Origin of the sequence: Mycolicibacterium xanthum (genome assembly GCF_019710635.1) — a bacterium.
Taxonomy (GTDB): Bacteria; Actinomycetota; Actinomycetes; order Mycobacteriales; family Mycobacteriaceae; genus Mycobacterium; species Mycobacterium xanthum.
The window spans coordinates 133,886-149,275 of sequence record NZ_JAIFZS010000015.1 but is presented as its reverse complement, the minus strand read 5'-3'; the positions used below and the strand labels follow the sequence as shown (position 1 = coordinate 149,275).

General features: G+C 70.2%; 20 protein-coding genes. 12 read left to right on the top strand and 8 right to left on the bottom strand.

The window, feature by feature from the left end; translation table 11 throughout:
- Positions 1 to 125 precede the first annotated feature (125 nt).
- From lmeA to JDV09_RS09415, 9 genes are all read left to right on the top strand, one after another.
- The gene (gene lmeA / locus JDV09_RS09450) at positions 126 to 920 is read left to right on the top strand and encodes a mannan chain length control protein LmeA (protein ID WP_308124064.1); all 795 of its coding nucleotides are present in this window, start codon (positions 126 to 128) and stop codon (positions 918 to 920) included.
- Positions 917 to 1,336 carry a thioredoxin family protein gene (locus JDV09_RS09445; protein ID WP_221368857.1) on the top strand — a complete coding sequence of 140 codons (420 nt, stop codon included), beginning with the start codon at positions 917 to 919 and terminating at the stop codon, positions 1,334 to 1,336. The genes lmeA and JDV09_RS09445 overlap by 4 nt, the downstream gene beginning before the upstream one ends.
- 29 nt (positions 1,337 to 1,365) lie before the next feature.
- Positions 1,366 to 1,458: an Ms5788A family Cys-rich leader peptide gene (locus tag JDV09_RS27445; protein ID WP_372452876.1), complete on the top strand. Its 93-nt coding sequence runs from the start codon at positions 1,366 to 1,368 to the stop codon at positions 1,456 to 1,458.
- A 107-nt stretch (positions 1,459 to 1,565) separates the two neighbouring features.
- The gene (locus JDV09_RS27440) at positions 1,566 to 1,739 is read left to right on the top strand and encodes a DUF4395 domain-containing protein (RefSeq protein WP_372452875.1); all 174 of its coding nucleotides are present in this window, start codon (positions 1,566 to 1,568) and stop codon (positions 1,737 to 1,739) included.
- Positions 1,740 to 1,777: 38 nt separating this feature from the next.
- Positions 1,778 to 2,611 carry a sulfurtransferase gene (locus tag JDV09_RS09435; RefSeq protein ID WP_221368855.1) on the top strand — a complete coding sequence of 278 codons (834 nt, stop codon included), beginning with the start codon at positions 1,778 to 1,780 and terminating at the stop codon, positions 2,609 to 2,611.
- A gap of 1 nt (position 2,612) precedes the next feature.
- Positions 2,613 to 2,915: a DUF1416 domain-containing protein gene (locus JDV09_RS09430; RefSeq protein ID WP_221368854.1), complete on the top strand. Its 303-nt coding sequence runs from the start codon at positions 2,613 to 2,615 to the stop codon at positions 2,913 to 2,915.
- A gap of 224 nt (positions 2,916 to 3,139) precedes the next feature.
- Entirely contained in the window at positions 3,140 to 3,415 is a 276-nt protein-coding gene (locus tag JDV09_RS09425; RefSeq protein WP_255605098.1) for a DUF732 domain-containing protein, read from the top strand.
- A 208-nt stretch (positions 3,416 to 3,623) separates the two neighbouring features.
- Positions 3,624 to 4,253 (top strand): heme-binding beta-barrel domain-containing protein, encoded by a 630-nt coding sequence (locus JDV09_RS09420; RefSeq protein WP_221368852.1) that lies wholly within the window; start codon positions 3,624 to 3,626, stop codon positions 4,251 to 4,253.
- Complete coding sequence (locus tag JDV09_RS09415) at positions 4,253 to 4,510, top strand: hypothetical protein (protein ID WP_221368851.1); 258 nt, start codon at positions 4,253 to 4,255, stop codon at positions 4,508 to 4,510. Before JDV09_RS09420 ends, JDV09_RS09415 begins: the two co-directional genes overlap by 1 nt.
- On the opposite strand, the gene JDV09_RS09410 is transcribed toward JDV09_RS09415, so the two are convergent.
- Together JDV09_RS09410 and JDV09_RS09405 are read right to left on the bottom strand one after the other, a co-directional pair.
- Entirely contained in the window at positions 4,507 to 5,364 is an 858-nt protein-coding gene (locus tag JDV09_RS09410) for an ABC transporter substrate-binding protein (protein WP_221368850.1), read from the bottom strand. The genes JDV09_RS09415 and JDV09_RS09410 overlap by 4 nt on opposite strands.
- A 292-nt stretch (positions 5,365 to 5,656) precedes the next feature.
- A complete protein-coding gene (locus JDV09_RS09405) occupies positions 5,657 to 6,556 on the bottom strand; it encodes an aminodeoxychorismate lyase (protein ID WP_221368849.1) in 900 nt (299 codons plus the stop codon).
- Between the two features lie 50 nt (positions 6,557 to 6,606).
- Between JDV09_RS09405 and ygfZ the strand changes: the two genes are divergently transcribed.
- On the top strand, positions 6,607 to 7,692 hold the full coding sequence (ygfZ, locus tag JDV09_RS09400; RefSeq protein ID WP_221368848.1) for a CAF17-like 4Fe-4S cluster assembly/insertion protein YgfZ: 1,086 nt from the start codon (positions 6,607 to 6,609) through the stop codon (positions 7,690 to 7,692).
- Positions 7,693 to 7,835: 143 nt separating this feature from the next.
- Positions 7,836 to 8,021, top strand: a complete 186-nt coding sequence (locus JDV09_RS09395) for a DUF3073 domain-containing protein (protein WP_221368847.1) — start codon at positions 7,836 to 7,838, stop codon at positions 8,019 to 8,021.
- A gap of 23 nt (positions 8,022 to 8,044) precedes the next feature.
- On the opposite strand, the gene purM is transcribed toward JDV09_RS09395, so the two are convergent.
- A complete protein-coding gene (gene purM, locus JDV09_RS09390; RefSeq protein ID WP_221368846.1) occupies positions 8,045 to 9,118 on the bottom strand; it encodes a phosphoribosylformylglycinamidine cyclo-ligase in 1,074 nt (357 codons plus the stop codon).
- A 48-nt stretch (positions 9,119 to 9,166) separates the two neighbouring features.
- Entirely contained in the window at positions 9,167 to 9,796 is a 630-nt protein-coding gene (locus JDV09_RS09385; RefSeq protein WP_221368845.1) for a DUF2461 domain-containing protein, read from the bottom strand.
- Between the two features lie 119 nt (positions 9,797 to 9,915).
- On the opposite strand from JDV09_RS09385, the gene JDV09_RS09380 reads away from it, so the two are divergent.
- On the top strand, positions 9,916 to 10,887 hold the full coding sequence (locus tag JDV09_RS09380; RefSeq protein WP_221368844.1) for an NAD(P)H-binding protein: 972 nt from the start codon (positions 9,916 to 9,918) through the stop codon (positions 10,885 to 10,887).
- A gap of 26 nt (positions 10,888 to 10,913) precedes the next feature.
- On the opposite strand, the gene purF is transcribed toward JDV09_RS09380, so the two are convergent.
- From purF to JDV09_RS09360, 4 genes are all read right to left on the bottom strand, one after another.
- Positions 10,914 to 12,455 carry an amidophosphoribosyltransferase gene (purF, locus tag JDV09_RS09375; RefSeq protein ID WP_221368843.1) on the bottom strand — a complete coding sequence of 514 codons (1,542 nt, stop codon included), beginning with the start codon at positions 12,453 to 12,455 and terminating at the stop codon, positions 10,914 to 10,916.
- A gap of 183 nt (positions 12,456 to 12,638) precedes the next feature.
- Positions 12,639 to 13,025: a sterol carrier family protein gene (locus tag JDV09_RS09370; RefSeq protein ID WP_221368842.1), complete on the bottom strand. Its 387-nt coding sequence runs from the start codon at positions 13,023 to 13,025 to the stop codon at positions 12,639 to 12,641.
- Between the two features lie 24 nt (positions 13,026 to 13,049).
- A complete protein-coding gene (locus JDV09_RS09365; protein WP_221368841.1) occupies positions 13,050 to 13,676 on the bottom strand; it encodes an Rv0804 family intramembrane glutamic endopeptidase in 627 nt (208 codons plus the stop codon).
- Positions 13,676 to 15,358: an alpha/beta hydrolase gene (locus JDV09_RS09360; RefSeq protein ID WP_221368890.1), complete on the bottom strand. Its 1,683-nt coding sequence runs from the start codon at positions 15,356 to 15,358 to the stop codon at positions 13,676 to 13,678. Before JDV09_RS09360 ends, JDV09_RS09365 begins: the two co-directional genes overlap by 1 nt.
- Between the last annotated feature and the right edge of the window lie 32 nt (positions 15,359 to 15,390).

Here is a 15,390-nt window from a genome sequence, read left to right as displayed (position 1 = left end):
GACCTTCCAGATTCATGCCTGACACATGGCCGTTACCCGACCTTTGGTGCCCTAACGATAGCGTGCCACCTGTTGGTAAGCCTCTCCGAACTAGTTCCGCGGTTCGCTTGGGCCACAATGTCGGGGTGCGCAAGCTCGTCATCGGTGCCCTCGCCACCCTCGTCACGCTGGTCGTCGGCGCGGTCGGCATCGATTTCGGCTCGGCGATCTACGCCGAGTATCGCCTGGCCAGAAGCGTTCGCACGGCAGCGAACCTGAGCTGGGATCCGTCGGTGGCGATCCTGGGCTTCCCGTTCATCCCGCAGGCCATGCGCCGCCACTACGACGAGGTGGAGATCAAGGCCAGTGGCGTTGGTCACCCCGTCGTCGGCAAGGTGTCGCTGGAGGCCACCATGCATTCGATCGACCCGGGCGGTTCCTGGCTGATCCCCCCCGACGCCACCCTGGTGGTGGGCAAGCTGGAGAGCCGGATCATCATCGACTCGACGCACCTCGGCCGCTATCTGGACATCCCCGATCTCCTCGTCGAAGCGCCCACCGTGGAGACCAACGACGCCACCGGCGGCACGACCGAATCCGGGATCTCCAGCAACGTCGGGGTGGTGTTCACCGGGACGCCGGCCAAGGCGGGTTTCGACAAGAAGGTCAGCATCTCGGTCGACCTGTCCGTCGCCGGACCGGAGGCGACCACGCTGGTGTTCACCGCCACCGGGGTGCTGACCGGCCCGGGGACCGCAGACCAGGCCGTTCCCGACGAGAAGCTGCCCGCGGTGCTGGCGGCGTTCACCGCGACCCTGCCGGGCCAGAAGCTGCCGTTCGGTGTCGCACCGACCAGCGAGGGTGCCCGCGGCTCGGACATCATCATCGAGGGCATCACCGAGGGAGTGACCATCGACCTGGACGAGTTCAGGCTGTCATGAGCCCGTCCTGGGTCGTCGTCGCCGCGGTGCTGATCGCGGCGCTGGGCTTCGCCTACGTGATCGGCAGACTGGTCACCCTGCGGGCCGGCCTGCTCAAGGCCGCCGAAGCGATCGAGGTGGACACCACCGGTCTGGGGTTGTCCACGACCGGGCCGACGATCCTGCACTTCACCGCCATCTGGTGCGGCCCGTGCGCGGGCGTGCGCGGGGTGGTCGACCAGGTCTGCGCCGAGCTGCCCGCGGTGGCGCACGTGGAGATCGACATGGATGCCGACCCCGACGCCGCGCGCCGGCTGTCGGTGCTGTCGCTGCCCACCACGTTCGTCTTCGACGCCGACGGCAGGCAGCGCCTCCGGGTGTCCGGCGTACCCAGCGCCGCTGAGCTGCGGGCGGCCGTGGAACCGCTGTTGGCTTGATCACCCCGTCATTGGGTAGGCTGTCTGCCGTGTCCGCCCGCCTCGAGCTTGTGCTCACCAAGCGCCGCGCAGTCGATCTGTGCCGCGTTGCGGGTTGTTTCTGTTGTTGTTGCAGCTGCTGAGTAGCCGCGCCGTTCTCGTCGCGTAGCACTCTGCGAGCGACCCTTGTCGGGGTTCGCCGTGTTCAGCCAGCAATTCCTTGAACAGCAGGAGCACAGTCATGTCGAGTATGTCCAGCACCGTCCGGCCCGGCGCCCGGGTCGACGTGCGCGCGCCGCGTTTCGCCGCGTGGGTCACCACCGTCGTGCCGGCATTCGTCGCGGCGCTTCTCAACGCCGCTTTCGGCATCTGCCCGGGCTGTCGGCTCCACCCGTTGTCCACCCGCTTCAGCACCACCTCCTGACCCTCCCGCAGCACCCCGGCAATCGAAAGGATCCACCCATGGCACGCCCCGACGTCCTGGTCACAGCCGACTGGGCAGAGCGCAATCTCGACGCGCCGAACACCGTCTTCGTCGAGGTCGACGAAGACACCAGCGCCTACGACACCGGCCACATCCCGGGCGCGGTCAAGCTGGACTGGAAGACCGATCTGCAGGATCAGGTCAAGCGCGACTTCGTCGACGCCCAACAGTTCTCCAAGCTGCTGTCCGAGCGCGGCATCGCCAACGACGACACCGTCGTCCTCTACGGCGGCAACAACAACTGGTTCGCCGCCTACGCCTACTGGTACTTCAAGCTGTACGGCCACCGGGACGTGAAGCTGCTCGACGGCGGCCGCAAGAAGTGGGAACTCGACGCGCGCCCGCTGTCGACCGACAAGGTCGAGCGGCCCCAGACCAGCTACACCGCCCAAGAACCCGACACCGGCATCCGCGCGTTCCGCGACGAGGTGATCGCCGCGATCGGCGTCAAGAACCTGGTCGACGTGCGCTCCCCCGACGAATTCTCCGGCAAGATCCTGGCCCCCGCGCACCTGCCGCAGGAGCAGAGCCAGCGCCCCGGACATGTGCCGGGTGCCATCAACGTTCCGTGGAGCAAGGCCGCCAACGAGGACGGCACCTTCAAGTCCGACGAGGACCTGGCCAAGCTGTACGCCGAGGCCGGCCTGGACGGCGAGAAGGAGACGATCGCGTACTGCCGGATCGGCGAGCGCTCGTCACACACGTGGTTCGTGCTGCAGGAACTGCTGGGCCACCAGAACGTCAAGAACTACGACGGCAGTTGGACGGAATACGGCTCCCTGGTGGGTGCCCCTATCGAGTTGGGAAGTTGATATGTGCTCTGCACCGAAGCAAGGCCTGAGGTTGCCCGCGAACGTCGACCTGGAGAAGGAGACGGTGATCACCGGCCGCGTCGTCGACGGGTCGGGTCAGGCCGTCGGTGGCGCGTTCGTGCGCCTGCTGGACGGCTCCGACGAGTTCACCGCCGAGGTGGTCGCGTCGGCCACCGGCGACTTCCGGTTCTTCGCCGCGCCCGGCACCTGGACGCTGCGCGCCCTGTCGAAGGTCGGCAACGGCGACGCCGTGGTGGCCCCGACCGGAGCCGGAATCCACGAGGTCGACGTCAAGGTCGCCTGACCCCGCAATCGGGTTCGGCGGGAATTAACGCGTCCGTAAGTGGACGTTGGGCTGATCTTGCTGTGAAAACGCTGCAGGATTAGCTGTTGTCGGCGACGATATGGTGAGTTCCCGCGCTGCGCAGCACGGGAACTCACCATCCGACCCGCGGCTGGCCGCGGTTATCCCGAGGACCGACGATGAAGATCACGATCGCGTGTGGCGCAGTGGCGGCGTTTGCCACAATGGCTCTGGTGAGTGCTCCCGCGGCTATCGCGGACCCCGAGGGCGATTTCCTCACGGTGATCTCCGGCGCCGGCATCACCTGGCCGTCGGACAAGACCGCCCAGGTCATCGAGACCGGCTACGCGGTCTGTCAGGACTGGGACAACGGGGCCACCTTCGAGCAGGAGGTCGCCGATCTGACCGGCGTCACCAACTGGACGGACTACCAGGCCGGCTACTTCATCGGGGCGGCCACCGGGGCCTTCTGCCCCGACTACGAGTACAAGGTCAGCTGAACCTCGGCGGCGCCCGGCGGCTAGACTTCCTGCCGTGGTGCTGTTCTTCGAGATTCTGCTGGTCGCGGCCGTCGTGGTGATCACCTGGTTCGCGCTGTACGCGCTGTACCGCCTCGTCACCGACGAATCGTGACCCGCGCACGCGAGGAGCGAAAGGTGATCCCGCGCACGCGAGGAGCACAATGACGCCGCGCACGCGAGGAGCACAATGACCTCCGGCGACGAGGCGGTCGCCGCAGCAGCCGAGCGGGCCAGGGAAACCGCCGGACGCAACATCCCGGTGTTCGGTGACCTTCCGCTGCCCGCCGACACCGCCAACCTGCGCGAAGGCGCCAACCTGCACGATGCGCTGCTGGCGCTGCTCCCGCTGGTCGGCGTGTGGCGTGGCGAGGGCGAGGGCCGCGGCTCCCACGGCGACTACCGATTCGGCCAGCAGATCGTGGTGTCCCACGACGGCAGCGACTACCTGAACTGGGAGTCGAGGTCCTGGCGGCTCAACGAAGCCGGCGGGTACGACAAACCCAACCTGCGCGAGACCGGGTTCTGGCGGTTCGTCGCCGACCCGGGTGATCCCGCCGAATCCCAGGCGATCGAGCTGCTGCTGGCCCACTCGGCGGGCTACATCGAGTTGTTCTACGGCCGTCCGCTGAGCCAGTCGTCGTGGGAGTTGGTGACCGATGCGCTGGCCCGAAGCAAGTCCGGCATGCTCGTCGGCGGCGCCAAGCGGCTCTACGGCATCGTCGAGGGCGGCGACCTGGCCTACGTCGAGGAGCGGGTGGACGCCGACGGGGGGCTGGTCCCGCACCTGTCGGCCCGGCTGTCGAGGTTCGTCGGATAATGCGCCGGCCGGGACTGTTCGCGACGCTGCTCGTCGCCGGTGCCGCGGTGGCGTGCTCCGGACCCGCCGAGGAGATGCCGCCGACGTCGGCGGTGCCGAGTGCGGGCCACGGGTCGCTGGCCTTCTGCCTCAACGAGCACGGGGTGTCCACCGGTCCGGCTCCGACACCCGGGCCACCTCCGGGTGTCGATGAGGCCACGTGGCATGAGGCGATGGCGGCCTGCTCGTCGCTGGCCCCCGGGCCCAGCGCCGGTTAACTCAGCACCGGCGCCCGCCCGGCATCGGCGAGCCAGCGCTTCTTCAGCCGGTCCAGGGTTCCGTCATCGCGCAGCGTGTCCACCGCCCAGGACACGCACCGGGTCAGCGGGCTGCCGTGGTCCAGCACGATGCCGAGCTGCTCGACGCCGTCGCCGACGGTGGGGAACTGCCCCACGATGACCCCGTCGGGCAGTTCGTTGGCCACCGCGAACGCCGTGGGCAGGTCGGCGACCAGGGCGTCGATCCGACCCTCGACCAACGCCATCTTGGCGTCGACGTTGGTGTTGTACACCTCCATCCCGCCGGCGCCGGCCACCGACGAGGCGGCGGTGTAGCTGGTCGTGCCGACCTGAGCACCGAGCCGGACGGCGCCCAGCCCGGCAAGGGTGTGCACCGCGGCGGCCGGCGATGTCCGCACGGTCAGCACCGCCTGCGTCACATCGAAGTACGGCGAGGAGAAGTCCACGGCGGCCCTGCGCTGGTCGGTGATCGAGAACTGGGACAGGTTCGCGTCGAACGGTTTGGCCCCGGGGGTCAGCGCGGCGTTGAACGTCACCCGCACCCAGCGCACATCATCGGGCGCGTAGCTCAGCTTGCCGGCGACGGCGTACGCCAGCGCCGACTCGAAACCCTCGCCGTTGGCCGGGTCGTCGCCCATGTACCAGGGCGGGTAGACCGGCTGATCGGCACCGAAGGTGAGGATGCCGGAATACAGGGTGCCCAGCGACTCCTTGGTGCACTTGCTCGGATCCACGCTCGGCACCGTCTCGGGTGCCGGCGCGGCGCACGCGGTGACCGCCACCGCGACGACGGTGGCCACGGCCGTCCCTGCGACGACGGAAGCCCGGTGCATAGCGGGCATCATCGCAGACACCCACGGACTCGGCAGGTTCAGCAGACCGGGCTCCGACATGGATCGGCCCCCGAGCCGTGGTTCCTGGTCGGACAAGACACAGGGGCTCGGGGGCCGGGTGACTGCGGGGAATTCGCCAGCGCGCACGAGTGTGCGTCATGCGCATCCCCGGCGCTGCTAGCTCGCAGCCACCTCACATGTCCACAAGTCACTCAATTTGCCGGACCACCTCCTTCCCTGTGTACCCGCGACCGTACTCGCGCTCTCGCAGGGCGACAAGCGATTTAGCCTCTCAGCGATCGGCCAGGATCGCCGCGTCGACCAACTCGGCGAACTCGTCGGCCAGCGCCGCGGGCCGCAGCGCCGCCCCGTCGAGGGTGTGCACCCGGGCCGCCAGCGTGATGCTCGAGACCAGCCAAACCCCTTCGGCGGCAACGAGATCCTCACGGGTCAGGGCCTGATAGTCACAGTCGTAGCCCTTGTTGCGGGCCACCTCGAACAGTGCCTGCTGAGTGGTGCCCCGCAGGATCGGGTACCACGGCGGCGGTGTCAGCAGGCAGGTGGAGCCCGTGTCGGGGGACGTGGTGGCGATGACGACGGTGGAACGCGGCCCCTCCAGGATCCGGCCGTCGGTGCTGACGAAGACGACGTCGCCGGCGCCGCGCCGTTCGGCGTGCCGCAGGGCCGCCATGTTCACCGCATAGGACAGCGTCTTCGCCCCCGCCAGCAGCCAGGGCATCGCGTCGACGCCCTCCGACGGCAGCCCGCGGTCCAGCGTCAGCGCGGCCAGCCCGTGCCGCCGGACGTCGGCCACCCGGGCGGGCAGCCGGCCGATGGTGGCGTAGGCGGTGCCCGGGCCCGGCGAGCTCTCCCGGCCCCGGCTGTACACCAGCCGCAGTACGCCCTCGTCACCTCCGTCGGCCAGCCACCGATCGACGGCGAGGCCCACCGCGGAGCGCCAGCGCGCCGGGTCCGGGGCCGGCAGGTCGACCATCCGCGCCGAATGCGCGAGCCGGGCCAGATGGGATTCCAGCAGGCAGGGCCGACCGTGGCGGATCAACAGCGACTCGAAGACGCCGTCGCCGCGCACCGCGGCCAGGTCGTCGGCGTGCAGCAGCGGTGCGTGCGGATCGTGCACCTGCCCGTCCAGCGTGACGACTACGCCCGCCGGGGCACCGGTTCGCTCGGCCATGGGGCATCAGCGTAGCCGCGGCCCCGGAACGCGGATCGTAGAGTTGAACCATGCCCGCCGTTCCCGCCCCCGACCCCGGACCCGACGCAGGCGCCGTCTGGCACTACGGCGATCCGCTCGGCGAACAGCGCTCCGCCGCGGCGGCCGCGGTGGTCGTCGACCGCTCGCATCGGGCCGTGCTGACGCTCACCGGAAGCGAGCGCAGATCGTGGCTGCACAGCATCTCCACCCAGCACGTCAGCGAGCTGCCCACCGGTGCCGTCACCGAGAACCTCAGCCTCGACGGACAGGGCCGCGTCGAGGATCACTGGTGGCAGACCGAGCTCGACGACCGCACGGTGCTCGACACCGAGCCGTGGCGCGGCGAGCCGCTGCTCTCCTATCTGCAACGGATGGTGTTCTGGGCCGACGTGGTGGTCGAGCCCGCGGATCTGGCGGTGCTGTCGCTGCTCGGCCCGCAGCTCGCCGATGCCGCGGTGTGCGACGCCCTCGACATGACCGCCCTGCCCGCCGCGGGCAGCGCGGTGCCGCTGCCCGGCGGCGGGTTCGTGCGCCGGCTCCCGGTGGCCGGGCTCGAGGTCGACGTCGTCGTCCCCCGTGCCCGCGCCGAGGGACAGCGCGACCGGCTGATCAGCGCCGGGGTGCGACCGGCCGGGGTGTGGGCCTATGAGGCCCACCGGGTCGCCGCGCACCGGCCCCGGCTGGGTGTCGACACCGACGAACGCACGATCCCCCACGAGGTCGGGTGGATCGGGGGCCCCGGAATCGGGGCGGTGCACCTGGACAAGGGCTGCTACCGCGGCCAGGAGACCGTCGCACGGGTCCACAACCTGGGTAAACCACCCCGCATGCTGGTGCTGCTGCATCTGGACGGGTCCGTCGACCGCCCGTCGCCCGGCGATCCGGTGCTCGCCGGCGGCCGCGCCGTCGGGCGGTTGGGCACCGTCGTCGACCACGTCGACGAGGGCGTCATCGCGCTGGCGTTGCTCAAACGTGGCCTGCCGGCCGACACGCCGTTGACCACCGGTGGCGAGGTCGAGGCGACGGCGGCCATCGACGCGGACTCGCTGCCGGCCGCGGACGTGACCGGCGCGGGGCGCCTGGCGGTGGACAGGCTGCGCGGCGGCACACGGTGACCAGGGCCACACCGGCGGACGCACCCGGGCCTGCCAGCGCCGCGGCGATCGGCACGGTAAGGTGTTGGCAGGACAATAAGCACACTCAGATCGGAGCCGCCTGATGAACGGGCCGCTCCGTTATTGCGCGAGGGGGTTCCCCCATGGGCCGCGGCCGGGCAAAGGCAAAGCAGACCAAGGTTGCACGTGAGCTCAAGTACAGCTCACCGCAGACCGATTTCGACCGGCTTCAGCGCGAGCTGTCGGGCGGTTCGGACGACGACCGCTTCAACGGCAGCGACGCCGCCTCCGACGAAGGCTGGGCGGACGAGGACGACTGGCGCCGCTGATCGGGGCCCGACCGGCACCGGCCTCAGAACCGCGGGTGCTGACCCACGAGGGTTGCTCGTGAACCTTCCTTGCCGCCCTTCATGACGGTTCCGAGGGTCCAGCAGTTCAGGTGACGGGCGGTCAGCACCGCCAGTGCGCGGTCGGTGTCCTCCGCCGCGACGACGGCGACCATGCCGACGCCCATGTTGAACGTCTTCTCCATCTCGGGCTGTTCGATACGGCCGCGCTGGGCGATCATGCCGAACACCGGGGCGGGCGTCCACGTGCCGCGGTCGAGTTCGGCCACCAGCCCGTGCGGGATCACCCGCTCCAGGTTCCCCGCCAGCCCGCCACCGGTGACGTGGCAGAACGTGCGCACCTGCGTCTCGGCGGCCAGCGCCAGGCAGTCCTTGGTGTAGATCCGGGTGGGCTCGAGCAGCTCCTCACCCAGCGTCCTGCCGAACTCCTCGACGTGTCCGGCCAGGTTCATGTGGTCGATCTCCAGCAGCACGTGCCGGGCCAGTGAATAGCCGTTGGAGTGCAGCCCGGTGGAGGCCATGGCGATGATCACGTCGCCGGGCTTGACCCGCTCGGGGCCCAGGACGTCGTCCGCCTCGACCACGCCCACCCCGGTCGCGGAGATGTCGTAGTGGTCGGGGGCCATCAGGCCGGGGTGCTCGGCGGTCTCACCGCCGAGCAGGGCGCAGCCCGCCAGCACGCAGCCGTCGGCGATGCCGGACACGATCTCGGCGACCCGTTCGGGCACGGTCCGGCCCACCGCGATGTAGTCCTGCAGGAACAGCGGCTCGGCGCCGCACACCACCAGATCGTCGACGACCATCGCGACGAGATCGATGCCGACGGTGTCGTGCTTGTCCATCGCCTGGGCCACGGCCAGCTTGGTGCCCACACCGTCGGTCGACGAGGCCAGCAGCGGTTCGCGGTAGCCGCCGCGCAGCGCGAACATCCCGGCGAACCCGCCGAGGCCACCGCGCACCTCGGGACGGGTGGCCTTCTTGGCCAGCGGTTTGAAGAGTTCGACGGCGCGGTCACCGGCTTCGATGTCCACCCCTGCCGATGCATAGGAAATGCCGTGTTGTTCGGCGCGCTCGGTCATCGCGACCTAGGCTACCGGTCGCCGCCCACCGCCGATACGTGCCCGCGGTCAGCCCACCCGGCGGGTCAGCCATTCGTTGAGTGGTTGCCCGGCGCGCAGGGCCGCGACCACGCGGTCCTTGGCCTTGCGGGTCCCCAGCCAGGCACCCACCGGCCAGGTCTTCATCATCGCCAGACCCTTGTGCCGCAACAGCTCGATGCGGGGATGGTCGGGCGGAAAGCCCCGGGGCGCCGTCTTGAGGACGTCGTGGGCCATGGTCTGGTACCCGCCCCGGTGCAGCTCGGCGACGATCCGGGCCAGCTGCGCGCCGGACGTCTCGGCCGCGACGGCGTCACGAAAGCGCTTCAACGCTGCCGCGTCGGGCATGTAGAGACCGCTGCCGACCGACAGCCCCTCCGCCGAGAACGACACGTAGCCTCGCGCGAGGCCGTCACCCAGCTGCGCCGCGCAGTTGGTCTTGTAGGGCGTCTTGTCGGCGCTGAACCGCACATCGCGGTAGGGCCGGAACACCTTGCCGGTGCCGAAGTCGTCGGCCAGCTCGGCCAGCAGTTCCTCCATCGGCGCCCGGACCTGCTGGTCGTAGGTCGTCTTGTGGTCCTGCCAGTACACTTTCGAGTTGTCCGCCTCAAGCCCCTCGTAGAACTCCACCGCCTCGATCGGCCAGCCGCGAAACGCCATGGCAGCCATTGTGACGCCCGAGGCCGCCCGGTCCGGCCGATTCGGCCGTGCTTCCGGCAATCCGGGGTGCCGTCGGCAACGAAGAACAGTTTGGTGGATGTCGACGATCGGAGAGGCGAGTGGCGGCTGAGCGAATCCTGGTGACCGGCGCGACGGGCTATATCGGAGGCCGGTTGATCCCTGAACTGCTCGAGCGTGGCCATCCGGTGCGGGCGATGGCGAGGACCCCGGCCAAGCTGGACCATGCCGGGTGGCGGGACCGGGTCGAGGTGGTGCGCGGTGACCTGACCGAGCCGGACACGCTGCGCGCCGCGTTCGACGGCATGGAGGTCGTCTACTACCTCGTGCACTCGATGGGCACGACCCGCGACTTCGTCGCCGAGGAGGCCCGCTCGGCACGCAACGTGGCCGCGGCCGCCGAACGCGCGGGGGTCCGCAGGCTGGTCTATCTGAGCGGCCTGCATCCTCCGGGCACCGGGCTGTCCCGACACCTGGCCTCCCGGGTCGAGGTCGGGCAGATCCTGATGGACTCGCCGGTGCCGACCGTGGTGTTGCAGGCCGGCATCGTGATCGGTTCGGGCTCGGCGTCTTTCGAGATGGTGCGCCACCTCACCGACCGGCTGCCGGTGATGACCACGCCGAAGTGGGTGCACAACAGGATCCAGCCGATCGCGATCGGCGACGTTCTGCATTACCTCGCCGAGGCCGCCACCCGGCCGTTCCCCCGGTCCCGGACGTGGGATATCGGCGGCCCGGATGTGATGGAGTACGGCGATGCGATGCAGGCCTACGCCGACGTCGCCGGGCTGCGCAGGCGGCTCATGGTGGTGCTGCCGTTCCTGACCCCGACGATCGCGAGCTGGTGGGTGGGCCTGGTGACGCCGATCCCGTCGGGCCTGGCCCGGCCGCTCGTCGAGTCGCTGGAATGCGACGCGGTGTGCCACGAACACGACATCGACGCGGTGATCCCCGCCCCGGAGGGCGGGTTGACCGGCTACCTCGACGCCGTCCGTCAGGCCCTGCATCAGGAGGGCGCGGGCGCCGACGGGCGGCGCCACCTGCTGCGGTTCAGCCCGACCGAATCGGGCTAGGGCCGGCGCAGTGCCGGATCGCGCCGCTAGGGCCGGCGCAGTGCCGACGCGTTGTCGTTGTCCGGCTGCAGCGGCACCCCGGTACGCGCCGCGGTGGCCAGCATGTGCTCGATGACGTTCTTGCCCAGGGCGGTCTCACCGGGCAGCTCGATCGGGTACACCCCGTCGAAGCATGCCGAGCACAGGCGTGACGCGGGCTGCTCGGTGGCCGCGATCATGCCCTGCTGCGAGATGTAGCCGAGGGTGTCTGCGCCGATCGCGTGGCGGACCGCCTCGAGCATCTCGTCCCCGTCGGAATCGACGTTGCCCGCGTTGGCGATCAGCTCGGCGGGGGTGGCGAAGTCGATCCCGTAGAAGCACGGCCATTTCACCGGCGGCGAGGCGATGCGCACGTGCACCTCGACCGCGCCGGCCTCCCGCAGCATCCGGATCAGCGCCCGCTGGGTGTTGCCGCGCACGATCGAGTCGTCGACGACGATCAGCCGCTTTCCGCGGATCACCTCGCGCAGCGGATTGAGCTTCAGCCGGATACCGAGCTGGCGGATCGTCTGCGAGGGCTGGATGAACGTGCGGCCGACGTAGGCGTTCTTCATCAATCCCTGGCCGTACGGGATACCGGACTCCTGTGCGTAGCCCACCGCCGCCGGTGTGCCTGATTCCGGCACACCGATCACCAGGTCGGCGTCCACCGGCTTCTCCCTGGCCAGCCGCCGGCCGATGTCGACCCGGGTGGCGTGCACCGAGCGACCCACCAGCGTGCTGTCGGGGCGGGCCAGATACACGTACTCGAAGACGCAGCCCTTGGGCGACGGCGGGGCGAAACGGGTCGAGCGCACGCCGTCGGCGTCGATGGCCAGCAGCTCACCCGGCTCGATGTCGCGCACGAACGAGGCGCCGACGATGTCGAGCGCCGCGGTCTCCGAGGCCACCACCCAGCCGCGGTCCAGCCGGCCCAGCGACAGCGGACGCACACCGTACGGATCGCGCGCGGCGTAGAGGGTGTTCTCGTCCATGAAGGTCAGGCAGAACGCGCCGCGCACGGTGGGCAGCAGCTCAAGGGCGGCCTGTTCGAGCGACGAGTCCGCGGCGCCGTGCGCCAGCAGAGCGCCGAGGATGTCCGAATCCGTGGTGGCCGCCGCCGCACCCCGGTTGTCCATCAGCCCTTCGTCGCGGGCACGGGCCGCCAACTCGGTGGTGTTGACCAGGTTTCCGTTGTGGCCCAGCGCCACCCCGGTGCCCGCGGCGGTGTTCCGGAACACCGGCTGGGCGTTCTCCCAGGTCGTCGATCCGGTGGTGGAGTAGCGGCAGTGCCCGACGGCGACGTGGCCCTGCATCGCGGCCAGGGTCTGTTCGTCGAAGACCTGGCTCACCAGCCCCAGATCCTTGAACACCAGCACCTGTGAACCGTCGGCGACGGCGATACCCGCCGCCTCCTGTCCCCTGTGTTGCAGGGCATACAGGCCGTAATAGGTGAGCTTGGCCACCTCCTCGCCGGGCGCCCAGACCCCGAATACACCGCATTCTTCGCGCGGCTCGTTCTCAACCTGTTCGGGCTGCTCGGCGGTCACGATCAGACTGCTCCCTGGGGGCTGTGGGTGACGCCGCCCAGTCTACGGTGAACGGCGGGAAAACGCGGAATCGGGCGCCGGTGTCGCCGGTGCGACGACGGCGTATCCGAAGACCCCGTTGCGGGCCGGCGGCCCCGGTCAAACGCGTTGACGGCATGCCGTTTTCAGCAACCGCGGCGGTCCTCAGCCCGGCAGGCCGACCACGGGCAGCGATGCGGCGATCTCGGCGGCCCGCGATCCCGACAGCGTCAGCGCGCCGGCCGCTGCGGCGGCGTCGACCGACACCAGCCCGGTGGCCAGCCGCAGCCAGGTGCGCGGATCGGTTTCCACGACGTTGGGCGGGTTGCCCCGGGAGTGCCGCGGACCCTCGATGCACTGCACCGCGACGAACGGCGGTACCCGCAGCTCGACGGCGGCTCCCGGCGCCACGGCGGCCAGTGTCCTGGCGGTGGCACGGACCGCGTCGGCGAGTTCCGTACGCCCCGGCTCGCCGGCGTTCTCGTCGCGCAACCAGTCCGCCACCGCGGCGACGGCTGCGCGGGTCTTTGCCGGATCGACGCTGCGGGCCACGAGGACAAATGTAGGGCCTGTCGATCACCCACGTCGGGGGCGTCGGCGCTGAACGGCCAGTGCCGCAACAGCGCCCGCTCCGTTGACCGAGGCGTGCGCCAGCATCGGGGCGACGAGGCTGCCCGACCTGGCGAACAACCAGCCGAACGCCCACCCGGCCACGCCGGTCACCGCCACGGTGGGAAGCACCGGCTCACCGACGGCCCGCGCGTCCGGGATGTGTGACAGCCCGAACACCGCTGCGGTGAACAGCCGGCCACCCTGCTCGCCGAACGCCCCGGCGGCCGCCGTGCCCAGAGCGGCACGGTAGGCCGCCTCCTCCGACCACACGGTGCCCAACGGGATGCGCAGCAGCAGCCAGCGGCTCGTCGAGCTCGGCAGCGTGCGGGACGCCATGCCGTTCCGCACCGGCGGGATCGCCGTGCTCGCGGCGACGCCGACCAGCACCGGCGCCGCGGCCGCCGCACCGGTGCGCAACCCGGCCCACACCGCCGGCGGTCGCAGGCCCAACGGGGCACCGGTCAGCGCCGCCAGCGCGGTGCCGAACAGGATGTGGGGCAACGGATGCCAGCGCGCAGGGATCCGCGTGCTGAGCGCGCTCCACCCGATCAACACCGTCGCCAGTGCGGCCGCACGAACCGTGTCGCGCACTACAGCGGACCGTCCTCGGCCTCGGTTCGCTTCAGCGCCAGCCGGATTCGCTCGGTGTCGGCGGCGGTCCAGCCGTCCGGGGCCGCGACGCCTACCCAGCCGTCCAAGAGGAGGTCGCCGTAGTTGTGCCCGTGCCCGCGCGGCACCGACAGCGCATTGGACAAGTCGGCGGCGACCTGCCAGAACGTGATGATCGGATACCACCGCATCGACGCGGTGCGGCCGTGGCCCGGCGGCTCGGCCAGCCAATCGGGCCGGGTGAACATCAGGTCCGTCGACCACCACACGATCGGGTCCGATGAATGCTGCAGGAACAGCACCCGCGTGCCGTGCCACGGCGGGGCGGTGTCGTCGGCGATCTCGGTTGCATCGATGGCCTGGGAGAACCGCACCGTGCGGCCGTCGTCGTACCGGGGTTCGACCTCGGGGGTGCCCGGATCGCGGCGCATCGTGAGGCCATGCCAGAGCGGGCTGGCGTTGGGCGGTCCGACCCACAACACCGAGGAGAACCCCATCGCGGCGATGTCCGGCAGCCAGGTGAACGCGGTCTGGCCGGCCAGCGAGCCCAGGCTCTCGCCGTAGAGCAGCAGCCGTGGGCGCTTGTCGGGCGGCCGCTGCGCCCACCGCCGATGGATCGCGTCGATCATCTCCCGGCCGGAGTCCATCGCGGTCTCCCGATCGCCCAGGAACGCGATCCAGCTCGGTAGATAGGAGTACTGCGATCCGACGATCGCGGTGTCGCCGTTGTACATCATCTCCAGGGACCTGGCTGCGATCGGGTTGACCCAACCCGTACCGGTGGTCGGAACCACGACGAGCACCTCGCGGTCGAAGGCGCCGGTGCGCTCCAGTTCGCTCAGCAGCACCGCCATCCGGGCTTCCTCGGTGTCGGCGGTCTGCAGCCCGGCATACACCCGGATCGGTTCTTTGGCGGGCCGCCCGTTGATCCGGGTCAGCTCCTCGGCGTCGGGTCCGGTGCCCACGAAGTTGCGGCCCTCGTAGCCCAGCGTGTCCCACGCTGCGAACGACTCCGGGCTACCGGACCGTTCGGGCAGCTGCGGCTGGACGACACCGATCCGGGTGGTGGCGTTCTGCGGCTGGGAGATCCGGTTGGCGCCGGCCAGGAACCCCCGCCACAGCACGCCGTTGACCAGCGTGAGCACCAGAACCACCACGATCGCGGTGCCGAAGAGCAACGCCAGTTCGTCGGACAGCCGCCAGCGCCGGATGAAGTACCGCGCCATCGTCTTGATCAGGTCGATCAGCGCCCGGGACGCCGCGATGCACACCGCGCCGACCACCGCCGCGATGATCAGCGTGCGCAGGTAGCCGACGGTGCTGGGGCCGGTCATGCCCATCAGGTCCGACACCTGGCGCTGCCAGGCCGCTGCCGGGATGACCATCAACACGCAGGCACCGGCGGCGGCCGCCACGATGATGACCTTCAGCAGGGAGGACATGTGGGCGGGCGGCCGCCACGAGCGTCCCGACAGTACGAAGCGGCGCAGCATCCGCTCGACGAAGACCCCGATGCCGTACCCGATCGCGGCGTTGAGCCCGCCGACCAGCCCGGCGAACAGCCAGTCGCGCGGTAGCAGCGACGGGGTCAGCGACAGGCAGAAGAACAGCGCGCCGAATGCGACGCCGGTGAAGTCCAGGCGCAGCAGTCGCCACGCCCACATATAGCGGGGATGGTGTTCGCGGTTTTCCGTCG